Source organism: Streptomyces sp. yr375, assembly GCF_900110755.1.
GTDB lineage: Bacteria > Actinomycetota > Actinomycetes > Streptomycetales > Streptomycetaceae > Streptomyces.
Window position 1 is genome coordinate 92260 of record NZ_FOFF01000023.1, and the last position, 24179, is coordinate 116438.

Consider the following 24179-nt stretch of genomic DNA (forward strand, 5'->3'; position numbering starts at 1 on the left):
GACAGACATGCCGCTCGGCAGTGAAGGGTTCGTCATCATCGACCTGCCGGATGTCTCGGCCGACATCCTGCCCAGTTACGACGACTGCCCGGTCGACGAGTACATGGGCAACGGCACCCGCTTCAAACGCTTCTCCCAGTACCGGCTGAGCCCGCAGGGCGAGCACGCCTGGTCGTTCGACCGGCTCGCGCACCGCGACTACACGACGTACAAGAAGTTCAACTCGGTCGGCGGCGGCATCCGCCGCGTCTACGAGCCGATCAAGGTGGACTTCACCCCGCTGATCGAGGCCGGCATCCGGGAACTGGGCCTCGACCGCTCCGAGGACTGGCAGATCAACGTCCACCAGAACCGCACCCGCGCCGACGGCGGCAAGCCCGGCCCGCTCACCCCGGAGGGCGTGCACCACGACGGGCACGAGTTCGTCATGATCGCGATCCTCGACAAGGTGAACGTGGCGGGCGGCACCACCCGGCTGTGGCGCTCCGGGGCCGACGCGCCGTTCTGGTCCGGCACGCTCGAACCGGGGCAGGCGGTCCTGCTGGACGACCGGGCGCTCGCCCACGACGTCACCGACGTGCTCTCCGGCGACGGCGGTCCGGGCCACCGGGACATCGTCATCATCGCGTTCTCGCGGTGGGCGGAGAAGTGGTACGGCGAGGAGCACGACGCCGCCGCCCTCTCCGACGACGAGAACACGGACGACAACGCGGCCGAGAACACGGACGCGGACGCGAAGTAGCTCCTGGAACCGGAACGCGGTGGAGCCCCGGGCCGTCACGACGCCCCGGTGCTCCGCCGCGTCCAGCAGCGGAGGGAGATCAGCCATGACCGACTTCTTCAAGTACCAGGCCGCGGGCAACGACTACCTGGTGATCGATCCCCGCCACACCGACTTCGCCGTGAGCCCCGAGGCGATCCGGCTGGTCTGCGACCGCCGCCGGGGCATCGGGGCGGACGGTGTGCTGTACGGGCCGCTGGAGCAGCCCCGGGCCGGCGTGCCCGTGCCGCTCGCCCTGTACAACTCCGACGGCTCCGACTGCGGCCGCAGCGGCAACGGCCTGCGCATGTTCGCCCTGCACCTGGCCGCGCAGGAACCGGGCGGCGGGGCGTGGGAGGGGCGGGAGTTCACCCTGCGCACGGCCGCGGGCGAGAGTCCGGTACGGATCCTGGACGCCGCCGCGGGGCGCGTCCAGGTCGGCATGGGCTGCCCGAGCTTCGACGCCGCCGAGCTGCCGCTGCTCGCCGAGGACGGCACCCCGTACCCCGGCCGGGCGGTGTCCGTGCCGCTGACGGTGGACGGGGAACGGCTGGTCGTCACCTGTGTGTCCAACGGCAACCCGCATACCGTGGTCCTGGTGGACGCGCCGACCCCGCGGCTGGCCCGTCTGCTCGGCCCGAGGATCGCCCGGCACCCCCGCTTCCCGCAGGCCACCAACGTGCAGTTCGCGCGCATGGTGGACCGGACCGTGATGGAGGTCGAGGTCTTCGAGCGCGGCGCCGGCTATGTGACGGCGTCCGGCGCCGGCGCCTGTGCCGCGGCGTCCGCCGCGCGTGAACTCGGGCTGTGCGACGAGCGGGTGGAAGTCCGGATGCCGGGGGGCGGCGTGGAGATCACCGTGGGGGCGGACGGCCGGGTCACCATGACCGGCGACGCCGAACAGGTCGCCGTCGGCACCTTCGCCCCCGCACTGCGCACCCGCCTCGACCGACTCGAACAGCTCGACCGACTCGACCGACGCGACCGACCGGCGACGGCGGCACCCGCGAGAGCGGGGGCGACCCGGTGACCATGCCCGCACCCACACCCGCCCCCGCCCCCACACCCGCCGGGCGCTCCCGCGACTACCCGATGCAGCGGTGGGTCTTCGAGGACGCCGCCGGGCGCTTCGACATCGACCTCGGCGACAGCAACATGCTCCCCGGGCTCCTCGACGACCTCACCCTCCCCGCCGGTCTGGAACTGGACTACGGCCACGACCACGGCCTGGGCGCGCTGCGCGAGGCGGTGGCCGCACTGTACGGCGGACGGCCCGAGTCGGTCCTCATCACGCAGGGCGCCCAACAGGCCCTCTACCTCGTGTACGCGACGCTGCTGGCCCCCGGCGACCGGGTGATCGGCTTCCGGCCGGGCTGGCAGCAGTCCTGGGACGTGCCGGCCGTGCTGGGCTGCAAGGTCGATCTCGTCGGGTTCCGCCCCGACCTGAGCTTCGACGTCGAGGCCGCCGAGGCGGTCGCCGGGCCCGACGTACGGCTGATCGTGGCCAACAGCCCCTGCAACCCGACCGGTCGGCGCATCGCGGAGCGCGACCTGCGCGCCCTGGTCGCCCTCGCCTCGCGGACTGGCGCCCATCTGCTGCTCGACGAGGAGTACGCGCTCGACCTGTCCCGGTCCGCCGCGCTCGACGGCGGCGGCCGGGTGATCTCCGTGTCCAGCCTGTCCAAGGTGTACGGGTTCCCGGGGCTGCGGGTGGGCTGGCTGTACGGGCCGCCGGCCGTGGTGGAGGGCTGCGCCGAGCGCAAGTTCCTGTCCACCATCTCCAACTCGGTGCTGTGCGAGACGCTGGCCCGCGAGGTGCTGGCCGACCGCGACCGCCATCTGCGGTCCTATCACGCGCTCACCGGTCAAGGACTGTCCCTGGTAAGGGAGTTCGCCCTGCGCAACGCGGACGCGGTGACCCTGGTGGAACCGGAGGGCACCCCGTTCGCCTGGCTCTGGCTCGGCACCGGCGAGGAGCCCCTCACGATGTGCCGCCGGGCGCTGGACCTGGGCGTCCTGCTCATGCCCGGCGAGACGCTCGGCGCCAGCGACGGCTTCCGCGTCTGTTTCGCCCGCTCCCCCGAGGCGGTCACCGAAGGCCTGCGCCGCGTGGAGACCGTACTCAGGCCCCGTGGAGACCGCACTCGGGCCCCCGTGCTCCGGCCCAACTCCCCTGCCCCGCTGACCCCGTGAACCAGCCGATTGGAGTCCGACGATGAGCGACGCCTCGCTCCCCGCCGCCGAGTCACGTATCCAACTGTCCTTCGGGCAGGAGCAGTTGTGGTTCCTGGACCAGATGAGTCCCGGGGAGACCACCTACAACGTCATCCAGGCCTACCGGTTGCGCGGCCCGCTGGACGTGCCCGCGCTGGAGCAGTCCCTCGACGTGCTGGTGGCCCGCCACGAGCAGTTGCGGGTGACCTTCCACTCGGCGGACGGCGTCCCCTACCAGGTGGTCTCCCCGGTACAGCACCGGCCGCTGCCCCTTGAGGACCTTTCCGGCCTCGGCTCCCCCGAGGAGGCGGAGAGCGCGCTGAGCGCGGCGCTCCAGACCGAGGCCGACACCCCGTTCGACCTCGCCGCGGGGCCCGTCTCCCGGTTCAAGCTGTTCCGGCTGGCCCCCGAGGAGCACGTGCTCTGCCTCGGCTTCCACCACATCGTCACCGACGGCTGGTCCGGCGGCGTGATCAGCCGCGAGATATCCCAGGCGTACGGGGATCTCGCGGCCGGCCGCACCCCCGACCTGCCGGAGCTGACGGTCGGCTACGACGACCACATCAAGGGGCAGCGGCGACAGCGCGCCGAGGGCGTCTGGGAGGAGGAGCTCAAGTTCTGGCAGGAGCGGCTGGCCGGACTCGAAGCGCTCGAACTCCCCGCCGACCGGCTGCGACCGGCCGAGCCCACCCAGGGCGGCGAGACCTTCGTCGTCGACTTCCCCGCCGAACTCCTCACCAAGGCACGCGCGTTGGCGCACGAGCGAGGCGCGTCGCTGTACATGGTGGTCGCCGCCGCGCTGAACGTCGTACTGAGCCGGTACAGCGGCCAGGCCGACATCGCCCTCGGGGTGCCGATGCTCGGCCGTACCGACCCCGAACTCGAGGACGTCGTCGGCCTGTTCATCAACATGACGGTGCTGCGCTCCGACCTGTCCGGCGGGGTCACCTTCGCCGAGCTGCTGGACCGCATCACCGACGCCAACCTCGACATGTACGACAACCAGGACGTGCCGTTCGACCATGTCGTGGACCGGGTGCAGCCGGTCCGGGACGCGGGCCGCAACCCGCTGTTCCAGATCGCCTGCCAACTGCTCGGCGAGACGACCACCGGCGACGCCTTCCAACTGGCGGGCCTGACCGCCGAGACGATCGCGGTGGCCGGCACCCGCTCCCGGTTCGACCTGTCGTTCAGCTTCGTCGAAGGGGCCGAACGGCTGCGCCTGATCGTCGAGTTCGCGACCGACCTCTACGACCGCTGGCGCGTCGAGGCCCTGATCGACCACTTCCGGACGGTCCTGACGGCCGCGGCGGACGCCCCGGACACCCCGGTGTCCGCGCTGCCGCTGCTGTCCGACGCGGAGCGCGAGGAACTCCTCGCGGTGGGGCGCGGCCCCGACTTCGACTATCCGACGGAGCCGGTGCACGCGACGATCGCCCGGATCGCGGAGGAGCACCCGGAGCTGGTCGCGGCGGTCTGCCGTGGCGTGGACCTGACGTACGGCGAGCTGATGCGGCGGGCCGGGAAGCTCGCGCGCTACATCCGCTCCCGGGGTGTGGAGCGTGAGCAGGTCGTGGCGATCGCGATGGACCGCGATCTGGACGCGCTGGTGGCGATCCTGGGCGTCATGGTGTCCGGCGCCGCGTACACCATCATCGACCCGTCGCACCCCGACGCCCGGCTCGACCACATGCTGCGCGACACCGCGACCCCGCTGGTCATCACCCGGGAGGCGGCGCTCGGCGACCTGCCGGACTCGTGCGGCTGGGAGAGCCTGCGCATCGACGCCGACTGGGACGTCGTAGAGGCGCAGCCGGACGACGTCCCGCTGACGGAGTGGGCGGAGCCGACGTCCCTGGTGTACGTCCTCTACACCTCGGGGTCGACCGGCCGGCCCAAGGGCGTGATGATCGAGCAGCGCGGTCTGCGCATGTTCATCGAGGCGTACCGGCGCAGCTTCGGCGAGTGGGGCCACACCGACCGGCTGCTGCAACTGCCCGCGCTGACCTTCGACATGTCGCAGGGCGAGATCTTCGCCGGTCTGATCAGCGGCTCGGCGATGGTGCTGGTGGCCCCGGAGGACGCCTCGTCGCCGGAGTCCCTGGGCGCGCTGATCCGCGATCAGCGGGTCACGTACGCCGGGCTGTCGCCCGCGATCCTGTCCGTGGTGGAGGCGGGGCCGTACCCGGACCTGAAGTACATCATGGGCGGCGCGGAGGCCCTGCCGGCCGAGCTGGTCAACAAGTGGAACCTGCCGGGCCGTAAGTTCGTGAACCTCTACGGGCCCACCGAGGCGTCGGTCGCGACCACCGAGTACCTGTGCGAGCACCGGGAGTGGCAGTCGTCGCCGCCCATCGGCCGGCCCGAGTTCAGCCGGCTGCACTACGTGGTCGACAAGGAGTTCAACCTCGTGCCGGTCGGCGTGCCGGGCGAGCTGCTGATCGGCGGCGACGAGGGCCTGGCGCGCGGCTATCTGAACCTGCCGGAGATGACGGACGAGAAGTTCGTGCCCGACCCGTTCCTCGGCGACGGCAGCGGGGGCCGGGTCTACCGCACGGGCGACCTGGTGCGCTGGACGCGCGATCTCCAGATCGACTTCATCGGGCGGCTGGACAACCAGGTGAAGCTGCGCGGCCTGCGCATCGAGCTCGGGGAGATCGAGTCGGGGCTGCTGACCCACCCGAAGATCCGGATGGCGCTGGTTCTGCTGCGGGAGGACGGCGGGGAGAAGCAGCTCGTCGCCTACTACACGGTGCTCGGCGACACCTCGCCGACGGTGGCCGAGTTGCGCGAGCATCTGGGCCGCACGATGCCCGAGTACATGGTGCCGACGGCGTGGGTGGAACTGCCGGAGTTCCCGCTGACCCCGGCCCGCAAGATCAACCGGAGCGCGCTGCCCGCTCCGGTGTCCGCGGCGGCCGACGGCGCGGCCGGTTTCGTCGCCCCGGCGACCGCGACGCAGGAGAAGGTCGCCGAGGTGTTCGGCGCCGTCCTGTCCATGCCCCGGATCGGGGCCGACGGCAGCTTCTTCGCGCTGGGCGGCAACTCGCTCCAGGCGATGCGCGTGGTGAGCCGCCTGAACAAGCACTTCGGCGTCAAGGTCAACGTCCGGCTGCTGTACGGCGGCGCCACGGTGGCCTCCATCGCCACGGCCGTCGACACCCTGACGGCGGCCAAGAAGGGGACGGGGACCCATGCTTGACACTCCGTCAGCCATGACGACGACCTCGAACCGCAGACACAACGCCCCCTCCGCTGTCGACAGTTCCGCGCAGGCCCTGCTCCTGCGCCACGGGGCGGAGCTGCTGAACCGCACCGATCCCGAACTGGCCGTGCTGCTCGACCGGGAGGTGGAGGAGCAGACGGCGACGCTGGCGATGGTGGCGTCCTCCAGTGCCGCGAGCCCGTCGGTGCTGGCCACGGGCGGGGCCGCCCTGTCGAACGTGACGGCCGAGGGCTATCCGGGGGCCCGCTACCACCCCGGCGCGGGCCGGTTCGACGGGGTGGAGCGGCTGGCCGCCGACCGGGCCCGGCATGCCTTCGGCGCGCGCTACGCCAACGTCCAGCCGCATTCCTGCTCCTCGGCGAACCAGGCCGTGCTGGCCGCGTTACTGCCCCCGGGCGGGGTCCTGCTCGCCCTCGACCTGGACTCCGGGGGGCATCTCACCCACGGGTCGGCCGCCTCGGTGACCGGGCGCCACTACCGGGCCGTCCACTACGGCCTGGACGAAGGGGGGTTGGTCGACTACGAGCAGGCGGCCGAACTGGCCCGGCTGCACCGCCCCAAGGTGCTCATCGCGGGGGCCAGCGCCTATCCGCGGATGCTCGACTTCGCCCGGTTCCGGGCGATCGCGGACTCCGTCGGGGCCTTCCTCGTGGCCGACATCTCGCACATCGCCGGTCTGGTGGCGGCGGGCGAGCACCCGAGCCCCATCGACGTCGCGCACGTCACCACCACCAGCACGTACAAGCAACTGGGCGGCCCGCGCGGGGGGTTGATCCTCATCGGCCGCGAACACCGCACCGCCGGGCCCGACGGCCGTACCCCGCTGGACCGGCTGATGCAGCGGGCGGTGTTCCCGCAGTCGCAGGGCACCCCGAGCCCGGCGTCGATCGCCGCGAAGGCGCACGCGCTCAAGTCGGTGGCGGAACCGGCGTTCAAGGAGACCATGCGGCTCGTCGTCGACGACGCGGCGGCGCTCGCCGGTGAGTTGGCGGGGCTCGGCCACCGGGTGCTGACCGGCGGCACCGACAACCACATGGTGCTGCTCGACATGGCCGTACGCGGCATGACCGGGGTGGTCGCCGAACGGGCCCTGGAGGACTGCGGGATCCTCACCAACCGCAACCGCATCCCCGGCGACGTCAAACCGCCGCTCGTCGCCGGCGGCCTGCGGCTGGGCACGAACGTGCTCGCGCAGCGGGGCATGGGGCCCGCCGAGATGCGGGTCTGCGCCGGTCTCCTGCACGACGTGCTCACCGCGACCACCGTCCGCTCGGACACCGAGTACCGCACCGACCCGGCGGTCCGCGACCGGGTGCGCGCCGAGGTGGCCGCCCTCTGCCGCACCCACCCGCTGCCCTTCGCGCTCACCGCCCCCGCCGACATCCCTGCCGACATCCCTGCCGACGTCCCCGATCTCGCCCCAGGAGAGCGGCCTTGACCCCGAACGCCTCCCGCCACGCCCCCGCCCCGGCCGGTCGCCGCCCCGCGCCTCCCGCGCTGCTGCCGGCCGACCGGCCCCGGCTGCCCGAAGCCGCCCCGGCCCGCACCGCCACCGCCCGGGTGCGGCTCGGCCCCGCGGCCCGCACCGCGCCGGACGACCTGCTGCTGGCCGCGTTCACGGCGCTGCTGCACCGCTGGACGGGCCAGCCCGAGTTCACCTTCGCCGCCCGCGCACCGGAGAGGGGCGCGATACACCTGACCTGCGCCGTCACGGCGTCCTCCACCCTCACCGAGCTGACCCGGGCCACCGCCGCCACCGACCGGGCGGCGACCCAGCCGGACGAGTTCGAGCTCGTCCTGCACCCGCCCGGCACCGCCGAACTGCGGTACGCGCCCGCCCTGTTCGACCACGACACCGTGGTCCGGCTGCTGGCCGGCTACCGCACCCTGCTGGACGACGCGCTGGCCGCCCCGGACCGTCCGGTCTCCGCGCTGCGGCTGCTCCCGGAGGCCGAGCTGCACCGCATGCTCGTCGAGTGGAACGCCACCGGCACGGACCTCCCGCACGACGTGTGCCTGCACACCGCGTTCGAGGCCCGCGCCGCCGCGTCCCCGGACGCCCCCGCCCTGGTCAGGGGCGCCAGGACGTGGACGTACCGCGAGGTCAACGAGGCGGCGAACCGCCTCGCCCACCATCTGCGCGCCCTGGGAGTCGGCCCCGACCGCCGGGTCGGCATCTGCCTGGACCGCTGCCCCGACCTGCTGGTCGCCGTCCTCGGGGTGCTCAAGGCGGGCGGCGCGTACGTGCCGCTCGACCCCGACTACCCCGAGCAGCGGCTCGCCGCGATGATGACCGGCAGTGACTGCGCGGCCGTCGTCAGCCGCACCGGCCCGGCCGCCGCCCTCCCCCTGCCGGACACCGCGCCGGGCGGCCGGGTGGTGCTCCTCGACCGCGACGAGGCCCTCCTCGCCACCCGCCCGGCGGACGATCCGCCGCCCAATGCCACCCCCGACGACCTCGCCTACGTCATCCACACCTCGGGCTCGACCGGCGCCCCCAAGCCGATCGCGCTGCGCCACCGAGGCGTGATGAACAACATCGCGGACCTCAACTCCCGCTACGGCGTGGGCCCTTGCGACCGGGTCCTCGCGCTGTCCTCGCCCAGCTTCGACATGTCGGTGTACGAGTTCCTCGGGCTGACGACGGCCGGCGGCACCGTGATCCTGCCGGACCCGGAGCGGGCCAAGGACCCCGAGCACTGGGCGGAGCTGCTCGCCGACCACCGGGTCACCGTCTGGAACTCGGCCCCCGCCCTCCTCGACCTGGTCGTCAGCCACCTGGACGGCGTCGGCGCGCCGCCGCTCGACGCTCTGCGGCTGGCGCTGCTCGGCGGCGACTGGATCCCCGTGTCACTACCCGACCGGGCCCGCGCGATCGCCCCCGGCCTGCGCTTCGTCGCCCTCGGCGGGGCCACCGAGTCGTCCATCCACTCCACCCTCTACGAGGTGCGGGCCACCGACCCGGGCTGGACGAGCATCCCGTACGGCCGCCCGATGGCCAACCAGCGCACCTACATCCTCGACGAGGCGCGTCGGCCCGTGCCGCCGGGCGTCCCCGGCGAACTGCACCTGGCCGGCATCGGGCTCGCCCGGGACTACCTGGGACGGCCCGAGCAGACGGCGGAGCGGTTCTTCACCTGGTCCTGCGGCGAGGTGCGGGACGAGCGCCTCTACCGCACCGGCGATGTGGCCCGCTACGGCCCCGACGGCCTGATCGAGCTGCTGGGCCGGTCCGACTTCCAGGTCAAGGTGCGCGGGCTGCGCATCGAACTCGGCGAGATCGAGGCCGTCCTGCGCACCCATGACACGGTCCGGGAGGCGGTCGTCACCGCGCATCCCGACGGGTCGGGCGACACCCGGCTGGTCGCCCATGTCGTCGCGGTCGCGGGCACCGACGTGAAGCCGGAGGCGGTCGCCGAGCACGCCGCACGGTCGCTGCCCCGCTTCATGGTGCCAAGCTCCGTACTCGTCCTGGCCGAACTGCCGTTGACGCCGAACGGCAAGGTCGACCGCAGGGCGCTGCCCGCCCCGCCGCCGGAGAGCGTCGGCGAGCCGGACGCGTCGTACACGGCGCCGGTCACCCCGACCGAGCGGACGGTGGCCGCCGTCTTCGCGACCGTGCTGTCGGTGTCCCAAGTCGGCGCGGACAGCACCTTCTTCGCGGTCGGCGGCAACTCGCTCCAGGCCATGCGCGCCGTCACCCGCCTCAACAAGCACTTCGGGGTGCGGGTCAACGTCCGCCTGCTGTACGGCGATCGCACCGTCAGCGGTATCGCCGCCGTCATCGACGAGCGGCTCGCGCAGTCCGTACCGACCACGAACGGAGCACCAAAGCAGTGACCGAACCCGCCGTCGACAGCATCGTCCCCCTCCGGGAGACGGGCGCCCTGCCCCCGCTGCACTGCGTCCACCCGGTGTCCGGCTCGCCCTACTGCTACGCCGGCATGACGTACCAACTCGACGCCGAGCGCCCGGTGTTCGGCTTCGAGGCTCCCGGTTTCGACGGCGTCTCCGAGCCCGCGACGACCATCCAGGAGCTGGCGAACCGGCACACGGCCGCGCTGCGCGCGGTCCGCCCGCACGGCCCGTACCAGTTGCTCGGCTGGTCGCTCGGCGGAGTCGTCGCCTACGAGATGGCCCGCCTGCTGACCGCCGCGGGAGAGGACGTACCCCTGCTCGTCATCGTCGACGCGGCGCTGCCCGGCACCCAGTCGGTGCCGCCCGAGGACCAGCTCGCCCGCTACTTCCTGTACGACTTCCTCGGCGTGACGAGCGACCGCGCGCCCGGCATCGACAAGGCCCTGGCGGGCATGCGGCCGGAGGCGGAACCGGCCGAGATCTTCGCCGCGGTGGAGCACGACGGCGCGGTGCCCGAGGAGTTCGACGCGGAGTTCCTGCTGGAGCGCTACGCCCTGTTCCGTACGCATGTCAGGGCCCTGCGGCAGCACTCCCTGACCTCTGACCACGACGGCCCCACGGTCCTGCTCAAGGCCGCCCGGTCGACGGAACGCCTGCTGGACTGGCGTCCCCATCTGAGCCGGCTGACCGAACACACCGTGCCCGGCGACCACCACTCCGTCTGGCAGGAGCCCGGGCTCTCCGCCCTCAGCCGCATCGTCGACCAGGCCCTACGAGAGGCGACCCCCGCATGACGGAGCACGGCACCCACCCCGAGGCGGTCGCCACGGCCGAGCCGGCCGGCCCGCCGCCCCGTTCGCTCTGGCACCACCGGGACTTCATGGTGTTCTGGACGGGCGAGGCGCTCTCCCTGTACGGCACCCAGATCACCGCCCTGGCGCTGCCGCTCACCGCGGTCCTGGTCTTCGACGTGGGCGCGGAGCAGCTCGGCCTGCTGCGGTTCGCCCAACTGGTGCCGTTCCTGGGGCTGGCGCTGCTGTTCGGCGTGTGGGTGGACCGGGTCCGCAAGCGGCCGGTGATGCTGGGCGCGAACCTGGCCCGGATGGTGCTGATCGGCCTGGTCCCGGTCCTCTACCACTACGACCTGCTGACGCTCCCGCTGCTGTACCTGCTGGCGCTGGGCGTCGGGATCGCGACCGTGCTCTTCGACGTGAGCTGGATGTCGTACGTCCCGGTGCTGGTGCGGGACCGGCGCAGTCTGCTGGAGGCCAACAGCAAGCTCAACGCGACGCTGTCGTCGGCGGACATCGCCGGTCCGGGTGTGGCCGGCACGCTGGTCAGCGCGTTCTCGGCGCCCTTCGCGATGACCGCGAACGCCTTCTCGTACGCCGTGTCGGTGGTCTCCCTGCTCCTCATCAGAACCCCCGAACCGGCCCCGGCGGCCCCGCGCGAGAAACGGCCGCTGCGCGCGGAGCTGGCCGAGGGCCTGCGCTGGGTGTTCGGCAACCGCTGGCTGCGCGCGATCGGACTCGTCGGCTGCTCCTGCAACTTCCTGCTCACGATGGTGCAGTCGCTGTTCCTGCTGTACGCCGTGCGCGACAAGGGCCTGTCGGCCGCCGCGATCGGCTTCGTCATGGGCGCGGCGGCGGTGGGCGGTCTGCTGGGCGCGCTGGTGTCGGGCACGGTGGTGCGCCGGCTGACGGTGGGCCGCGCCTACCAGGTGTCGGTGTCGGTCATCTTCCTCGGCCCGCTGCTGATCCCGGTGGCGGCCGGTCCGAGCTGGCTGCTGATGCTGTTCTTCGTCGCCTCGTTCTTCGTGGAGTACTTCGGCGCGAGCGTCTCGAACGTCCTCATCGTGAGCCTGCGTCAGACCATCACCCCGCAGCATCTGATGGGCCGGATGACGGCCGCGATGCGCATGCTCCTGTACGGCGGCGGTGCGCTCGGCGGCCCGGTGGGCGGCCTGCTGGCGGCGCTGGCGGGGCTGCACGGCGCGCTGTGGATCGCGGGCGTGGTGTCCGCCGCGATGCTCGTCCCGATCTTCCTGTCCCCGGTCGGCCGCCTGCGCACCATGCCGACGGGGCCCGAGGACGGCGCGCTCACCACGCCGTGAGGCCGACATCCGGTGCCGGGTCAGCGGCCGTAACCGGCCAGCAGGCCCGACCCGTCGCTCCACTCGACCCGCACCGCCTCCGCCCCCGTCACGGCCACCGCCGCCGGATGGACCCCGTCGACGACCAGGTCCGCCATGGCCAGTCCGGGGGGCCGGGCGGTCGACGGTTCGGGCCAGGACAGTACGGCCGGCGGCAGGTCGGGGGCCGTCACCTCCAGCCCGCGCGGTGACACGCCCAGGCCCACACCGAGGGCCTTCAGCACGGCTTCCTTCCTGGTCCAGACGCGCAGGAAGGCGGACGGCCGCTCGGCGACGGGCAGGGCGTGCAGGGCGGCCAGTTCGCGGTCGGAGAGAGCGGCCCGCGCCGCGTTGTCGAGGGCGACGCCGACGACGCTCCCCGCCTCCTCGACGTCCAGGCCCACCTGCCCGCCCCGGCACACGGCCACGCCGATGACGCCACCGCTGTGGGTGACGGAGAAGTCGTAGGGCACCGGCGCGCCGGGAGGCAGGTCCAGCCGGACCTTGCCGTGCGGTCCGCCGCAGCGCGGGCACACCCGCCGCAGCGGCACATCGGCCGGGGGCAGGTCGAGCAACTCACCGAGGAGCAGCCGGCTCAGGGCGCAGCCGACGAGGAAGCGGGCCTGGTCGGCGGGGCGGCCGGTCGCGTCGTAGCGGCCACGCTCGACGGGGTCGAGCAGGGGCAGCAGGCGCTCGTGGGCGTCACCGAGGCGCGCCCACGAGACCTGCACGGAGAACGTCAGTGCACGGCGCGCAGCATGCGCGTCACGTTGATCCGCGTCGGCGAAAGACCGAGCTCGACGCTCTGCATCATCCGCTCGCCGTTCAGCCGGCCGTAGGCCAGCAGATCCACGTTGGCCAGGCTGAATTCAGGCCAGGTGTGAATGCTCAGGTGCGACGCGGAAAGCAGCAGAATCGCGGTGACGGCACCGTTCGGGAAAACATGCGACGCCTCGCCGAGTACCGTGGCGTTTCCCTTTTCGGCAGCCGTGCGGAGCACCTGGAGAAGGCGCTCCTCATCGGTCAGGATGCTGTGATCGCTCACCCATACGTCAACGGCATAAGAGCACAGATCGTCGACGTTTATACCCTCGGTGGCGAGGCTGGCGGAGTTGGTCATGGGGAACCGGGGGTGACGAACCGTCGCCCCCGTCTCCTTTCACATAGGCGCTCGATGGTGCCCAGAGTAGCATCCGAGGCACCCTGCGGCGCGCCAGCCTTTCCGGAGAACACCCCCGAAACACCTCGGCAGAACACCGCACGGAAACTCACGGGGAAATTCACGGAGAATATGTCGAGCGATATACCGAAGGCTGCGGCAGAGAATATGACGGGGGAATTCACAAGGCGCCTCGCAGAGCGGGTCCGGAGGGCTCCTCACCTGCCCGTATACTCGATAACCCGGAATCCATCATTCAGCCTGCCTGGAGCGGCATTGTGACGAACGCGCGTCGGCATCCTCGGAGTACCCCGGCCGAATCCGTACTCACGGAGGTCGCGGACGCCGTCCGGCTCCAGGAGGGCCCGCCCGGCGTACGGTCCGTCCTGCGCGCCCTGCGCCGCCTCGCCCCCGCCTCCACGAAGGACCTCAGCCGGGCGACCGGCCTGCCCGTGCCGATCGTGGCCGCGCTGGGCAACGAACTGCGCCGCCGGGACCTCGTCACCAAGCAGCGCCCGTCCCGGCTGACGGAGGCCGGTATGGACCTCGTCGCCGAGCTCGGCATGGACCTCGCACTGGACGCCACCTGCCGCACCTGCGACGGGCGTGAGCTGGTGATCCCCGACGTACTGGCCGAGGCCGTACCGCGACTGCGCGCGCTCATGGAGTCGGGCCCCGCCGCCGACATGGCCATCGACCAGTCACACTGCACGGCCGAGACCAAGGTCCGCCGGGTGCTCGCGCTGCTCGCGGCGGGCGCGCTGCCGGGCGGCTCGCTGCTGCTGATCGGCGACGACGACCTCGTCTCCCTCGCCGTCGCCGTGGTGGGCGACGTACTCGGCGCGCCGATCGTCGAGCAGGTCACCGTCGTGGACATCTCCCCGGAGATCCTCGACCACATCCAGAAGGTGTCGGCCGGCCTCGGCACCCGGGTGGAGACCGTCCAACACGATCTGCGGTTGCCGCTGCCCGCCGGACTCCACCAGCAGCACGACGTGGCCATGACCGACCCGCCGTACACCCCCGAGGGCGCCCGTCTCTTCCTCTCCCGCGCCGTGGAGGGCCTGCGGCCCGGACCGGCGCACAGCGTCTTCTTCTCCTTCGGCGGCAAGAGCCCGGACGAGATGCTGGAGGTGCAGCGCGAGATCATGGCCCTCGGCCTGGTCACCAACGGCTACATCCGCAACTTCAACGAGTACGAGGGCAGCGGCATCCTCGGCGGCGTCGGCTTCTTCCAGCACCTGCTGACTACCAACTCGACCGCCCCGTCCCACGAGGGCGAGTTCAGCGGCCCCCTCTACACCGGCGACAAGCGGACCCGGCAGCGCGAGTACACGTGCGTGGCGTGCGACGCACGGCTGCGCGTCGGCCCCGGCGCCCGCTGGACCTCGGTCGCCGCCCTGCGCACCGAAGGCTGCCCGACCTGCGGCAAGGGCCCCTTCCGCCCGGGCCGCCTGGTCCCGGCGGAAGAACCGACAGCGGAACCGACGGCGCCGACGGCACCGATCCAGGAGCCCCCGGCCCCCACCCCCGTACCCGCCGCCCCCGTACCCGCGGTCACTCCCCGCGCCACCGGCTGGCACCCCCCGTCCGACGCCGACCGTGCCGCCCTCGCCGAGCGCGCGCGGCCGTACACGACCCGGCAGGCCGACGAGCGCGATCTGCCCGCCATCGGGGCGTTCGAGGCGGAGATCGCCCGGGTGTCGTTCGGCGAGGACGCCATCGACGATCCGGCCCGCTGGTCGGCCCGGCTCGGCAAGGCCATGGAGAAGTCGAAGGAGGGCATGATCGTCGCCCACGGCCCGGGCGCGGAGCCCGTCGGCTGGTGCTGGGTGAGCATCAACCAGAACGCGATGACCGGCGACCGCTACGCCAACTTCCGCTCCCTGGCGGTGTCCCCGCTGGACAACCGCGGCGACGTCGCCGAACTCCTCCTCACCGCGGGCCTGGAGTTCTGCCTGGCGAACGGCATCACGGAGGTCGTCGGCCGGGTGCACGTCGGCAACGTCCCGATGCGCACGGTCTACCGCAAGTTCGGCTTCGACCCCACCAGCCTGTCGATGAAGCTGTTCCTGCCGGAGAGCGGCGGCACCCGATGAACGGCCTCGACGGCCTCGACAGCTTCGACGGCGTCAAGTGCGTCGTCTGGGACCTCGACGGCACCCTCTGGGACGACATCGCCGTCGAGACCCCCACCGACGAACTCCCCACCCCCCGCCCGGAGATGCTCGCCGCGGTCGACGCGCTGGCGGCGCGCGGCGTGCTCAGCAGCGTCGCGAGCCGCAGCGCGCCCGCCGTCCTGGACCGGCTCGCCGCCGCCCGCCCGGAGCTGCGCGAACGCTTCCTCGCCCCGCAGGTGTCCTGGCAGGACAAGAGCGAGTCGCTGCGCCGCATCGCCGAGGACCTCGGTATCGCGGTGGCCGCCCTGCTCCTGGTCGACGACTCCCCGTACGAGCGCGCCGAGGTCGAGGCCCTGCTGCCGGGCGTGCGCACCCTCGCCCCCGAGGACGTGCCCGCGCTGCTGGCCGCGTTCGAGGGCGTGGAGGTCACCCCCGAGTCCCGTGAGCGCGTGCGCCGCTACCGCACCGAGGAGACCCGCCGGGCCGAGGGCGAACGCTTCCAGGGCACGCGCGAGGAGTTCCTGCGCTGGTGCGACATGCGCCTGACCATCGGCGCGGCCACCCCCGACGAGATCCCCCGCGCCCTCGAACTCGCCGCCCGCACCCACCGCCTGAACTCCTCCGGCCTCACCCCCGGCCGACTGCGCGAGCTGGCCGCCGCGCCGGGCCACGAGCTGTACACGGCCCGCATGGCGGACCGTTTCGGCGCGTACGGCGTCATCGGCGCCGCCCTCGTCGACCGCGCCGCCCCCGCCGTCTGGTCCGTCCCGCTGCTCGCCCTCTCCTGCCGGGTCGCCGGCCGGGGCGCGGCGGCGGCCTTCCTGTTCCGGCTGCTGGAGCGGGCCCGCGCGGCGGGCGCCGAGGAGTTCCGGGTGACCCTGCGCCCGACCGACGCCAACCTGGAGATGCGCGTCCTGCTCCGCCAGGCGGGCCTACGCCGCGTGGACGACACCACCCCCACCCCCGATGCGGCGGTCCTGGGCCGGCCCCTCCACGGCGACCTGCCGGCCCCGCCGCCCTGGCTGCACGTATCCGACCGAGAGGAAGCCGACGCGTGACGGACACCCACGACCGGGCGACGGTGGAGCACCGGCTCCGCTCGATGATCGCCGAAGCCGCCCGTCTGGACGACGCGGCCGTCGCCCGACTCCCCGCCGACACCGACCTGTTCGGCCCGGAGATCGGCCTCACCTCACTGGCCGGCGTGACCCTGCTCGGCGCGATCGACCAGCGCTACGGCGTAGACGTGGCCACCCTCGACCTGAGCCTGGACAGCCTGCAGTCCATCGCCACCCTGACCGACTTCGTGACGGCACACCTCCAGTCGCACTAGCCACCCGTCTGTACGGCCCCCTTGTTCAAAAAGGGTGATCCGTACGGACGTGCCGTGACTCGCCCGGCGCGGCGGCGTTGTAGGGGAGTGCGGTGGCGCCCCCTGCCGCCGCGCGAACCGAATCACTTAAGGAGAACGTGATGTCTCGCATCGCGAAGGTCGCCGCTGTTGCCCTCGGCACCAGCGCCGTCGTGGTCAGCGGAGCCGGCCTGGCCATGGCGGACGCGGGCGCGCAGGGTGCGGCCGTGGGCTCGCCGGGCGTCCTGTCGGGCAACGTCGTGCAGGTTCCGGTCCACGTGCCGGTCAACGTCTGCGGCAACTCCATCAGCGTCATCGGCCTGCTGAACCCGGCCTTCGGCAACACCTGCGCCAACGTCAGCGACCACGACCACGGCGACAAGCACGGCGGCGGCTACGGCAACTGAGCCGTCTTCCGCACGCACCACCAGGAAAGCCCCGGCACCTCGAGCGCCGGGGCTTTCCCCCTGTCCGGGAAACATGTCCCGGACGATTCACACCTACCGACTCACACCTATCGGCTCACGCGTACCGGTAGATCCGGGACACGTCCTCCAGTTGGTCCGGGGTCACGTCCCACGGGGGCAGTTTCTCGCGCCGGGCGACGACCCGCCGGTACTGGCGGCTGGCCGGACCGGGCGGTTCGGCGGGCAGGTAGCGGTGCTCGCGGTGCCGGCTCTGCCAGCGGGTCCACAGCAGGTCGACGAAGGCGTGGTGCAGCCAGAACACCGGGTCGTTGACGGACGCGCCGCCGAGCATGACCCCGCCGACCCACCGGTGCACCCGGTTGTGGGTGTGCCAGGCGGCGCTGCCCGAGCCGGTCCCCCACCCCTCCAGCTTGTTGCGGAAGCCCCGGGTGACCGTCGAGTCCCACGGCGAGACGTCGTAGACCGGGTCCTGGAGCGCCGCGTCCACCTCGCTCCCGGTCGGCAGCTCGATGGGGCTCGCGGCGCGGCCGAGGTCACGGGTGAGGAACTCCCCGTCGGTCACGTTCTCCTTGATGGTCCAGTCGCCGGTGGCGTACGCGAACGGCCCGGTCGTCACCTGGTGGTCGGAGCGCCGGCCGTTGCCGCCGAGGAGATCCTTCGTCCAGGGCGCGGAGGTCGCGCCGCGCTCGCGCGTCCAGTCCCAGTACGGCACCGTCACCGAGGAGTCGACCCGGCGCAGCGCCTGCTCCAGGTCCAGCAGGAACCGGCGGTGCCAGGGCAGGAACGAGGGCGCCATGTGGGCCGTCCGCAGTCCGCCGTCGCCGTCGGAGACGTAGTGGTCGATGTGCATCCGCACGAACTCGTCGTACTCCCCCGTCCGTTTGATCTCCAGCAGCGCCTTCACGAAGCGCCGCCGCTCGGCGCCGGTGAGGGTGCTGACGTCCTTACGCGTGTAGACCATGCTGTCCCCCCATGTGTGTGTGGTCGTGCGCCGCGGCCGCCGCCTCGCGCAGCCGCTCGCCCGGCCCGAGTCCGTCGACGGCGGCGCGGGCCGCCTCCAGGGGCGTCGGGTACGAGCGGTAGTGGTCGACCATGCTCAGCCAGGTGCCGTCGGCGCGGCGCATGAGGTGCAGCGGGCGGCCGTCGACCGTGACCTCCCACTCCGCGCCCGCCGCGGCCGCGGGTCCCGTCGGGGTGAGTACGCCGTGCAGGTGGCGGCCCCGGTAGGTCTCGTCGAACGAGGAGCCCGTGGGGCCGCCGTCCGCCGGGCGCGGGGGCCGGGAGGCGGCGAGGACGGGGACGATCGCGAGGGCGGCGGCACCGCCGAGCAGCCCGCGCAACAGGTCCCGGCGGCGGGCGGGGCGTGGCGGGCGGAGTCTGTCCGCGACCGCCGGCACCGCGGTCACGGGCACTGCGGTCACGGGTACTGCGTCGCTGACGGCCATGGTGTGCTCCTCGTCCGGTTCGGTTGTCCGAGGGAGTAACCGTCCGGCGGCCCGCCGGGACACGCGGACCGGGCACGGCGACGGGCCCGGACGAGATGTCCGGGCCCGTGGTCGTGAACAGCGGTCGATCGGGTCGATCGGGTGGGTCGGGTCGGTCGAGTCGGTCGGTCCTACAGGCCTTCGCCCAGGCCGAGGTCCGCGCCGGGCACCGCCTGGAGCACCGGGGTGATCACGCCGGCCTCGGGCAGCTTCAGGTCCGGCAGGCCGAAGCGGTCGGGGTTGGGCGCGGTGAGCGGGGCGTCCAGGGTCAGGCCGGGGCCGAGCGTGCGCAGGTCGGAGGCGGGGGCGTCGAGGCCGACGTGGTTGAACTGGTCCCCGAGGACCTCGGGCAGCGGCGCGCGCAGCCCCACACCGGGCAGTCCGGCGGCGACCGGCAGTTGCGGGATCACCCGCTCCGGGATGAGGCGTCCCTCGACGAAGCGCGGCCCCTCGGGCGCCCCCGGCGTGGGCAGCGGGATCTCGCCGCCGATCGTGGGCAGTTCCACGTTGAGGGACTTCTCGACGCCGTCCAGCGGGACGGGGACGGGGACCGTGCCGATCGCGGCGGCGGGGGTCACGGAGGCGGCGACGCCGGCCGCGGCGGCCACACACGTCAGCACGGCGGCGAGGGTTCCTCGGGTGGTCGACTTCATCTCGGGTACGGGCCCTTTCGCAGGAGGACGGGAAATTCGGGGGGCGTTGCGTCCGTACCGGGTAACGAGCCGGAAAACGGCATCAGTTCACAATTCCCCCGGCTGCCGTAATCCTGCGCATCATCAGCTCGTCCAGAAATCCCACCATCGGGTCAGGACCAGCATGCCGACCACACCGATGTGCAGCAGCGGCGGCACCCACGCGAACTCGGCGAGGAAACCCCGTACCCCGGCCGGGGCGGGCAGGAATCCGTGGCGTACGTCGAAGGCGACGGCGTACCAGAACATGAGGATCGTGGCGACCCACGCCAGACAGCACCACAGACACAGCGCGTTGATCCGGTACAGCGACTCGAACTGCAGCCAGGACACGAACCCGACGCCGAACAGGCAGCCGGCGGTGAAGGTCAGCCAGTACCAGCGGGGGAACGCGGCGCGGGCCAGCAGGCTCACCCCGACGCACACGACGACCGCGTAGGCCACCAGGCCCAGCATCGGGTTGGGGAACCCGAACGCCGAGGCCTGGTCGCTCTTCATGACGCCGCCGCAGGAGACCACGGGGTTCAGGCTGCACCCGGGCGTGAACCCGGGGTCCTCCAGCAGCCTGAACTTGTCGAGGGTGATGACCCAGGCGGCCAGCAGCCCGGCCGCGCCGGTGAGGACGAGCAGCAGGGCGTACGCCCGGCCGGCGCCCGCGGGCACCGGCGCCGGGTGCGGCTCGCGCATCAGCCGCGCAGGCGGCGCGCGGGCAGGACGATGTGCGCCGCTGCCGTCAGGGTCTCCTCGGCGCCCGCGAACGCGGTCAGCGCCTCGGGCGTGACGGCCTGTCCGGGCATGGCCTCGGGCCAGGCGCGGGTGGTGAACACGAGGTAGGCGTAGCCGCGCTGCTCGACGGCCGCGAGCCACTCGGGCGGCGGCAGGCACTGGGCGTTGAGGCTCGGCATGTTGAGGACGGCCGCACCGGACTCGACGAGCAGCGTGAACGGCAGGCTCGGCCGCTCGGTGCCGTCGACGACGTCCCCGCCGACGTTCATGCCGTTGTCGGTGAGCAGCCGCTCGACGGCGGCGGCGGTCCCCTCGGGGCCGTCCTCGGTGTCGCCGAGGGAGTAGGCCAGGAGGTAGGGCATGTCGCTGCCGTCGGGGGCCTCGCCGCTCCACGGCATCACGACGAGGGTGCCCAGGTCGGCCACGCGGAAGGGGCGGGTTGCGCTTGGGGTTGAGGTCACCGCGCGACCTTATCGGCGCGACACGGGGCCGCCTGACGTGTTCTCACCCGACCGGAGGACGCAGGCCCGTTGCTCCACACGAACGAGGGACGCGCCGCTCGCCCCGCCTCGAACAGCGCGAGGGCCGGTCCCGTCGGCAACGGGACCGGCCCTTTCGGTGGAGCGCCTCGGGGGGGGTGCCTCCGAGGGTGCCTTCGGGGGGCGTCTCAGCCCTGCAGCGGCAGTCCGCCGAGGAGCGGGTTGTGCGTGTTGAGGGCACCGGTCGCGCCCTTGACGGTGCTGAGCACGGAGTCCTTGTTCTCGGTGTCGAGCGCGTTCGACTGGTGCTGGAGCGGCATCACGTCCTCCAGCGTGATCGGCCCCCGGGTGAGGGTGTCGACAGCACCGTTGAGGCTGGTGGGCGTGAGGTCGGCGGGGGTGGCGAACGCGGGTGCGGCGACACCGGCGAGCACCATGGATCCGGCAACGACAGCGGCAGCCTTCAGGGACTTCATCGGATTCCTTTCCAGGAAACAAAGGAGACGAGGGATACGAGGGAGACGAGGCATGCAGGGAAATTACGACGTCGTGCCTAACGAGCCCCGCCGGGAGCGGAAACCCCGTACGCAGAAAATTTCTGCACCCCGGTGAAGGAAAACACCGGGGTGCAGAAATCAAACGCAGAAATCAGGCTTCGGAAACCGCGTACGGAGACCGGCCGGCGACCGTCAGGTGACGGGCAGGGCAGGCAGCGCGGGCGGCGTGACCGGCAGCGCGGGGGCCGCCGGAACGGCCGGGACCGCGGGAGCCGCCGGGACCGCCGGTGCCTCGACCGGCAGGGTGGGCAGGCTCGGCAGGGTCAGGCCCGCCCCGGCCAGCACCGCGGTGAGCAGCCCGAGCAGGCCGCCCACCACACCCGTCACCGCCGGGACGACCTTGCCGACGTCCAGTGAGGTCGCGGCCGCGAGCAGGTCGTCGACGGCCTTCTGCAGCACCGCGACGGCGTCGGCCACGGGGTCGGCGGCAGCCGCCGCCCGCGACGTGCCGTGCCCATGCCCGCTCTTGGCGAGCGCGGGCAACGTGAGCACCGGCGAAGCCGGAAGCGCCGGGGCCGCCGGAAGCGTGGAGGCGGCGGGGAGCGCGGGCGTGGCGGGGAGCGCCGGAGCGTCCGGGGTGGCGGGGAGCGCGGGCGTGGCGGGGAGCGCCGGAGCGTCCGGAGTGGCGGGGAGCGCGGGCGTGGCCGGGAGCGCCGGGGCGGCCGGGTCCGCGGGCAGGGCGGCGATCGGGTCGGCGGGCAGCGCCGCGCCCGGGTCTGCGGGCAGGGCCGCGGCCGGGTCCGTGGGTACGGTCGGGGGCGTTGCCGGGGCCGCTGCCGCGACCTTGGTGATGGCCGCCTTGGCCGCGTCGCCGAGTTGGGTGGCCTGGTCGGCGGTGAGTTGACCGTCGGGGGCCTTGAGGACGGCGTCGACCAGGTCGGTGACCGGCTTGAGGACGGTGCCGAGGTCACCGAGGCCCTTGGCCTGGGTGAGCAGCGCGTCGGCTCCGGGGACGGGCGCACGGTGCGCCGCGGCGGCGCGCTCACGGGCCCCGGCCGCGTCGGACGCCATGGCGGCGGGGGCGGCGATGCCGAGGACGAGGGTGGCGCACAGTGCGGTGCAAGCGATACGCCGGGCGGGCAGACCACGCATGAGGGAAGTCCTTTCGGTGGTGTCGGGTCTCATGTCCCACCGTGCAAACGGCCGTCGCACACCGCAACAGAACCAGCGCTCCGAGTAATCGTCCCTGGTCGACGCCACACGCATCACCCCTGGTGAGGCGGCCCGTCACGGTCCGGCGAGCGCGCCCCGCACCCCTCCCCCCATTCGGGGCAACGCATCCGGCAACGCGAACGGCCGCCCTCCTGGCGGGAGGGCGGCCGTTCGGCGAATGACGTGTCGTGACCTCTGGGGGAGGTGACGTCAGTCGTTGATGCAGGTGTTGCCGAAGGACGGGTTCAGCAGGCCGATCACGTTGATCGTGTTGCCGCAGACGTTGACCGGAACGTGCACGGGAACCTGAACGACGTTGCCGGACAGCACGCCCGGGGAGTGCTCGGCGACGCCGTTCGCGCCACTGTCGGCGGCGGCGATGCCGGAAGCGCCGGCGACGGCCGCAGCGGCAACGGAGGTCAGGACCAGGCCCTTCGCGATACGCGACATGGAGAGGTGCTCCTTGGGGGGTTTTGAAACAAACACCCGGGCGGGGATGCCCGGCGCTGAAGTCAACGCGCGGGGCGCACCGGAGTTGTGCCGCCAAACGGGTGATGTGACCGGAGAACAGGCTTCACCATTCCGACACAGATGTCCGGTTTCAAGGGATTAATCCCGACAGTGGTTAGAGTTGCGCCTCGTCCGACGCACGCCTATAGCAAGCAAATCGCACGAAAGGGCACGCAGGTCATGCGTATTTCCCTGGGTTCCCTGGGCCCGACGCTGCGCCGCGCGACGGCCGGCGTCCTCGCTCTCGCCTCCCTCTGCGCCCCGGACGGCGCCCGCGCGGCCGACGCCCCGCCCGCGTCCGAGGCGGAGCGCCTGGCGTTCGCGCCGCGCTACCACGCGACGCAGCACGGCGGAATCGTCCGCGCCGCCAACACGGCGATCAGTTGCCGCGCGGCGCCGGCGGCCGGGGCGACGCCGCTGTGCCCGGCCGTGCGCCAGGGCAAGACGGCCGTCAACAGCGAGTTCGACATGTTCTACGTCGACGTCGACAGCGACCCGAACACCTACAACTCCTCCCGCGCCGAGGTCCGCCTCCCGCAGGGCGCGCAGGTGTCGTACGCGCGGCTGTACTGGGGCGGGAATCTGCGGGTCGGCGAGCAGAAGCCGTCGAAGGACAACGGGCGGGTGCTGATCGCCGAGCCGGGCGGGCAGTACAAGGCGGTGCTCGCGGACACGGTCGTCGGCCACCGGGTGGCGCAGGGCGCCGACGCCTACCAGGCCTCCGCCGACGTCACCGACCTGGTGCGCGCCGCCGGCCAGGGCCTGTACACGGTCGCGCAGCTCAACGTGGCGATGGGCAGGTCGGCGGCGGGCGCCTGGGGCGGCTGGACGCTGGTGGTGTCGTACGAGAACCCGGTGGAGCCGCTGCGCGACCTGTCGCTGTGGGACGGCTTCGACACCCTCGACTCCGCCGCCGGGAAGGAACTCCGGCTGCGCGGGCTCGACATCCCCCCGAACGCGAGCGGCCGGGCCGGGCTCGTCGGGTACGACGGGGACCGCGGCCGAACGGGTGATTCGCTCATGTTCTCGACCGGTGGCCGGGCGTCCGCCCCGCTCACGGACCCGGTCAATCCATCTGACGATGTGTTGAACTCCACGATCAGCGAGCCGGGGGAGGCTCCGGCGGCGCGTGTACCGGCGTACGTCAACACCCTCGGCTACGACTCCGACGTGTTCGATCTCGGCGGGGGTTTGCGGCGCGGCGGTGACCAGCTAGCCGTCCGGCTCGTTTCCCCACGGGACGCGGCGTGGGCCGGGGCGCTCTTCGTCGCCGTCGACACACGGAAGAAGTAGTCAGGCGCGTTCCCGCACGTCCCGAGCGCCACCGTGAGC

23 protein-coding genes are annotated in these 24179 nt (G+C 72.7%); 13 read left to right on the plus strand and 10 right to left on the minus strand.

Going from position 1 to position 24179, the window contains the following annotated elements; translation table 11 throughout:
- Nucleotides 1-7 precede the first annotated feature (7 nt).
- From BMZ82_RS22770 to BMZ82_RS22805, 8 genes are all read left to right on the plus strand, one after another.
- A complete protein-coding gene (locus tag BMZ82_RS22770; RefSeq protein ID WP_093778665.1) occupies nt 8-742 on the plus strand; it encodes a 2OG-Fe dioxygenase family protein in 735 nt (244 codons plus the stop codon).
- Nucleotides 743-827: 85 nt separating this feature from the next.
- Nucleotides 828-1790, plus strand: coding sequence for a diaminopimelate epimerase (dapF, locus tag BMZ82_RS22775; protein ID WP_093778667.1), 963 nt, complete (start codon nt 828-830; stop codon nt 1788-1790).
- Between the two features lie 2 nt (nt 1791-1792).
- The gene (locus BMZ82_RS22780) at nt 1793-2953 is read left to right on the plus strand and encodes a pyridoxal phosphate-dependent aminotransferase (protein WP_093778669.1); all 1161 of its coding nucleotides are present in this window, start codon (nt 1793-1795) and stop codon (nt 2951-2953) included.
- 22 nt (nt 2954-2975) lie between these two features.
- Entirely contained in the window at nt 2976-6176 is a 3201-nt protein-coding gene (locus BMZ82_RS22785) for a non-ribosomal peptide synthetase (RefSeq protein WP_093778671.1), read from the plus strand.
- Nucleotides 6177-6189: 13 nt separating this feature from the next.
- Nucleotides 6190-7638 carry a serine hydroxymethyltransferase gene (glyA, locus tag BMZ82_RS22790; RefSeq protein ID WP_093778673.1) on the plus strand — a complete coding sequence of 483 codons (1449 nt, stop codon included), beginning with the start codon at nt 6190-6192 and terminating at the stop codon, nt 7636-7638.
- Nucleotides 7635-10040 carry a non-ribosomal peptide synthetase gene (locus BMZ82_RS22795; protein ID WP_093778675.1) on the plus strand — a complete coding sequence of 802 codons (2406 nt, stop codon included), beginning with the start codon at nt 7635-7637 and terminating at the stop codon, nt 10038-10040. Before glyA ends, BMZ82_RS22795 begins: the two co-directional genes overlap by 4 nt.
- Complete coding sequence (locus BMZ82_RS22800) at nt 10037-10852, plus strand: thioesterase domain-containing protein (protein WP_093778677.1); 816 nt, start codon at nt 10037-10039, stop codon at nt 10850-10852. The genes BMZ82_RS22795 and BMZ82_RS22800 overlap by 4 nt, the downstream gene beginning before the upstream one ends.
- Entirely contained in the window at nt 10849-12171 is a 1323-nt protein-coding gene (locus BMZ82_RS22805; RefSeq protein WP_093778679.1) for an MFS transporter, read from the plus strand. Before BMZ82_RS22800 ends, BMZ82_RS22805 begins: the two co-directional genes overlap by 4 nt.
- A gap of 20 nt (nt 12172-12191) precedes the next feature.
- Here the strand turns inward: BMZ82_RS22805 and BMZ82_RS22810 are convergent, their stop codons facing one another.
- Nucleotides 12192-12920 carry a 4'-phosphopantetheinyl transferase family protein gene (locus tag BMZ82_RS22810; RefSeq protein ID WP_093778681.1) on the minus strand — a complete coding sequence of 243 codons (729 nt, stop codon included), beginning with the start codon at nt 12918-12920 and terminating at the stop codon, nt 12192-12194.
- 8 nt (nt 12921-12928) lie between these two features.
- Entirely contained in the window at nt 12929-13309 is a 381-nt protein-coding gene (locus BMZ82_RS22815) for an S-adenosylmethionine decarboxylase family protein (RefSeq protein ID WP_069773010.1), read from the minus strand.
- A gap of 317 nt (nt 13310-13626) precedes the next feature.
- On the opposite strand from BMZ82_RS22815, the gene BMZ82_RS22820 reads away from it, so the two are divergent.
- The 4 genes from BMZ82_RS22820 to BMZ82_RS22835 all read left to right on the plus strand — a co-directional run bounded on the left by BMZ82_RS22820 (nt 13627) and on the right by BMZ82_RS22835 (nt 17226).
- On the plus strand, nt 13627-15447 hold the full coding sequence (locus BMZ82_RS22820) for a bis-aminopropyl spermidine synthase family protein (RefSeq protein ID WP_093778683.1): 1821 nt from the start codon (nt 13627-13629) through the stop codon (nt 15445-15447).
- Entirely contained in the window at nt 15444-16526 is a 1083-nt protein-coding gene (locus BMZ82_RS22825) for an HAD-IIIC family phosphatase (RefSeq protein ID WP_093778685.1), read from the plus strand. The genes BMZ82_RS22820 and BMZ82_RS22825 overlap by 4 nt, the downstream gene beginning before the upstream one ends.
- Nucleotides 16523-16801: an acyl carrier protein gene (locus tag BMZ82_RS22830; protein WP_093778687.1), complete on the plus strand. Its 279-nt coding sequence runs from the start codon at nt 16523-16525 to the stop codon at nt 16799-16801. The genes BMZ82_RS22825 and BMZ82_RS22830 overlap by 4 nt, the downstream gene beginning before the upstream one ends.
- A gap of 140 nt (nt 16802-16941) precedes the next feature.
- Nucleotides 16942-17226: a chaplin gene (locus tag BMZ82_RS22835; RefSeq protein ID WP_093778689.1), complete on the plus strand. Its 285-nt coding sequence runs from the start codon at nt 16942-16944 to the stop codon at nt 17224-17226.
- 115 nt (nt 17227-17341) lie between these two features.
- Here BMZ82_RS22835 and BMZ82_RS22840 read toward each other — a convergent pair whose 3' ends face one another.
- The 8 genes from BMZ82_RS22840 to BMZ82_RS22875 all read right to left on the minus strand — a co-directional run bounded on the left by BMZ82_RS22840 (nt 17342) and on the right by BMZ82_RS22875 (nt 22787).
- Entirely contained in the window at nt 17342-18208 is an 867-nt protein-coding gene (locus BMZ82_RS22840) for a tyrosinase family protein (protein WP_093778691.1), read from the minus strand.
- Nucleotides 18192-18692: a tyrosinase family oxidase copper chaperone gene (locus tag BMZ82_RS22845; protein ID WP_093778693.1), complete on the minus strand. Its 501-nt coding sequence runs from the start codon at nt 18690-18692 to the stop codon at nt 18192-18194. Before BMZ82_RS22845 ends, BMZ82_RS22840 begins: the two co-directional genes overlap by 17 nt.
- Nucleotides 18693-18862: 170 nt before the next feature.
- A complete protein-coding gene (locus BMZ82_RS22850) occupies nt 18863-19384 on the minus strand; it encodes a hypothetical protein (protein WP_093778695.1) in 522 nt (173 codons plus the stop codon).
- Nucleotides 19385-19507: 123 nt separating this feature from the next.
- Complete coding sequence (locus tag BMZ82_RS22855; RefSeq protein WP_093778697.1) at nt 19508-20110, minus strand: vitamin K epoxide reductase family protein; 603 nt, start codon at nt 20108-20110, stop codon at nt 19508-19510.
- Nucleotides 20110-20610: a DUF5949 family protein gene (locus BMZ82_RS22860; RefSeq protein ID WP_093778699.1), complete on the minus strand. Its 501-nt coding sequence runs from the start codon at nt 20608-20610 to the stop codon at nt 20110-20112. The genes BMZ82_RS22855 and BMZ82_RS22860 overlap by 1 nt, the downstream gene beginning before the upstream one ends.
- 206 nt (nt 20611-20816) lie before the next feature.
- The gene (locus BMZ82_RS22865; protein ID WP_093778701.1) at nt 20817-21104 is read right to left on the minus strand and encodes a hypothetical protein; all 288 of its coding nucleotides are present in this window, start codon (nt 21102-21104) and stop codon (nt 20817-20819) included.
- Between the two features lie 213 nt (nt 21105-21317).
- Nucleotides 21318-22277, minus strand: a complete 960-nt coding sequence (locus tag BMZ82_RS22870; RefSeq protein ID WP_093778703.1) for a hypothetical protein — start codon at nt 22275-22277, stop codon at nt 21318-21320.
- Nucleotides 22278-22547: 270 nt separating this feature from the next.
- Nucleotides 22548-22787, minus strand: a complete 240-nt coding sequence (locus BMZ82_RS22875; protein WP_093778704.1) for a chaplin — start codon at nt 22785-22787, stop codon at nt 22548-22550.
- 240 nt (nt 22788-23027) lie between these two features.
- Between BMZ82_RS22875 and BMZ82_RS22880 the strand changes: the two genes are divergently transcribed.
- On the plus strand, nt 23028-24140 hold the full coding sequence (locus BMZ82_RS22880) for a DUF3344 domain-containing protein (RefSeq protein ID WP_093778706.1): 1113 nt from the start codon (nt 23028-23030) through the stop codon (nt 24138-24140).
- The last annotated feature ends 39 nt before the right edge of the window (nt 24141-24179 follow it).

What these genes read in the sequence shown, in the direction of transcription:
- BMZ82_RS22850 (WP_093778695.1), bottom strand. Translation starts at nt 19,384, where the DNA reads ATGAAGTCGACCACCCGAGGAACCCTCGCCGCCGTGCTGACGTGTGTG.
- BMZ82_RS22880 (WP_093778706.1), top strand. Translation starts at nt 23,028, where the DNA reads ATGCGTATTTCCCTGGGTTCCCTGGGCCCGACGCTGCGCCGCGCGACG.
- BMZ82_RS22805 (WP_093778679.1), top strand. Translation starts at nt 10,849, where the DNA reads ATGACGGAGCACGGCACCCACCCCGAGGCGGTCGCCACGGCCGAGCCG.
- dapF (WP_093778667.1), top strand. Translation starts at nt 828, where the DNA reads ATGACCGACTTCTTCAAGTACCAGGCCGCGGGCAACGACTACCTGGTG.
- BMZ82_RS22815 (WP_069773010.1), bottom strand. Translation starts at nt 13,309, where the DNA reads ATGACCAACTCCGCCAGCCTCGCCACCGAGGGTATAAACGTCGACGAT.
- BMZ82_RS22870 (WP_093778703.1), bottom strand. Translation starts at nt 22,277, where the DNA reads ATGCGTGGTCTGCCCGCCCGGCGTATCGCTTGCACCGCACTGTGCGCC.
- BMZ82_RS22770 (WP_093778665.1), top strand. Translation starts at nt 8, where the DNA reads ATGCCGCTCGGCAGTGAAGGGTTCGTCATCATCGACCTGCCGGATGTC.
- BMZ82_RS22865 (WP_093778701.1), bottom strand. Translation starts at nt 21,104, where the DNA reads ATGAAGTCCCTGAAGGCTGCCGCTGTCGTTGCCGGATCCATGGTGCTC.
- BMZ82_RS22780 (WP_093778669.1), top strand. Translation starts at nt 1,793, where the DNA reads ATGCCCGCACCCACACCCGCCCCCGCCCCCACACCCGCCGGGCGCTCC.
- BMZ82_RS22845 (WP_093778693.1), bottom strand. Translation starts at nt 18,692, where the DNA reads ATGGCCGTCAGCGACGCAGTACCCGTGACCGCAGTGCCCGTGACCGCG.
- BMZ82_RS22785 (WP_093778671.1), top strand. Translation starts at nt 2,976, where the DNA reads ATGAGCGACGCCTCGCTCCCCGCCGCCGAGTCACGTATCCAACTGTCC.
- BMZ82_RS22840 (WP_093778691.1), bottom strand. Translation starts at nt 18,208, where the DNA reads ATGGTCTACACGCGTAAGGACGTCAGCACCCTCACCGGCGCCGAGCGG.
- glyA (WP_093778673.1), top strand. Translation starts at nt 6,190, where the DNA reads ATGACGACGACCTCGAACCGCAGACACAACGCCCCCTCCGCTGTCGAC.
- BMZ82_RS22855 (WP_093778697.1), bottom strand. Translation starts at nt 20,110, where the DNA reads ATGCGCGAGCCGCACCCGGCGCCGGTGCCCGCGGGCGCCGGCCGGGCG.
- BMZ82_RS22875 (WP_093778704.1), bottom strand. Translation starts at nt 22,787, where the DNA reads ATGTCGCGTATCGCGAAGGGCCTGGTCCTGACCTCCGTTGCCGCTGCG.
- BMZ82_RS22835 (WP_093778689.1), top strand. Translation starts at nt 16,942, where the DNA reads ATGTCTCGCATCGCGAAGGTCGCCGCTGTTGCCCTCGGCACCAGCGCC.
- BMZ82_RS22825 (WP_093778685.1), top strand. Translation starts at nt 15,444, where the DNA reads ATGAACGGCCTCGACGGCCTCGACAGCTTCGACGGCGTCAAGTGCGTC.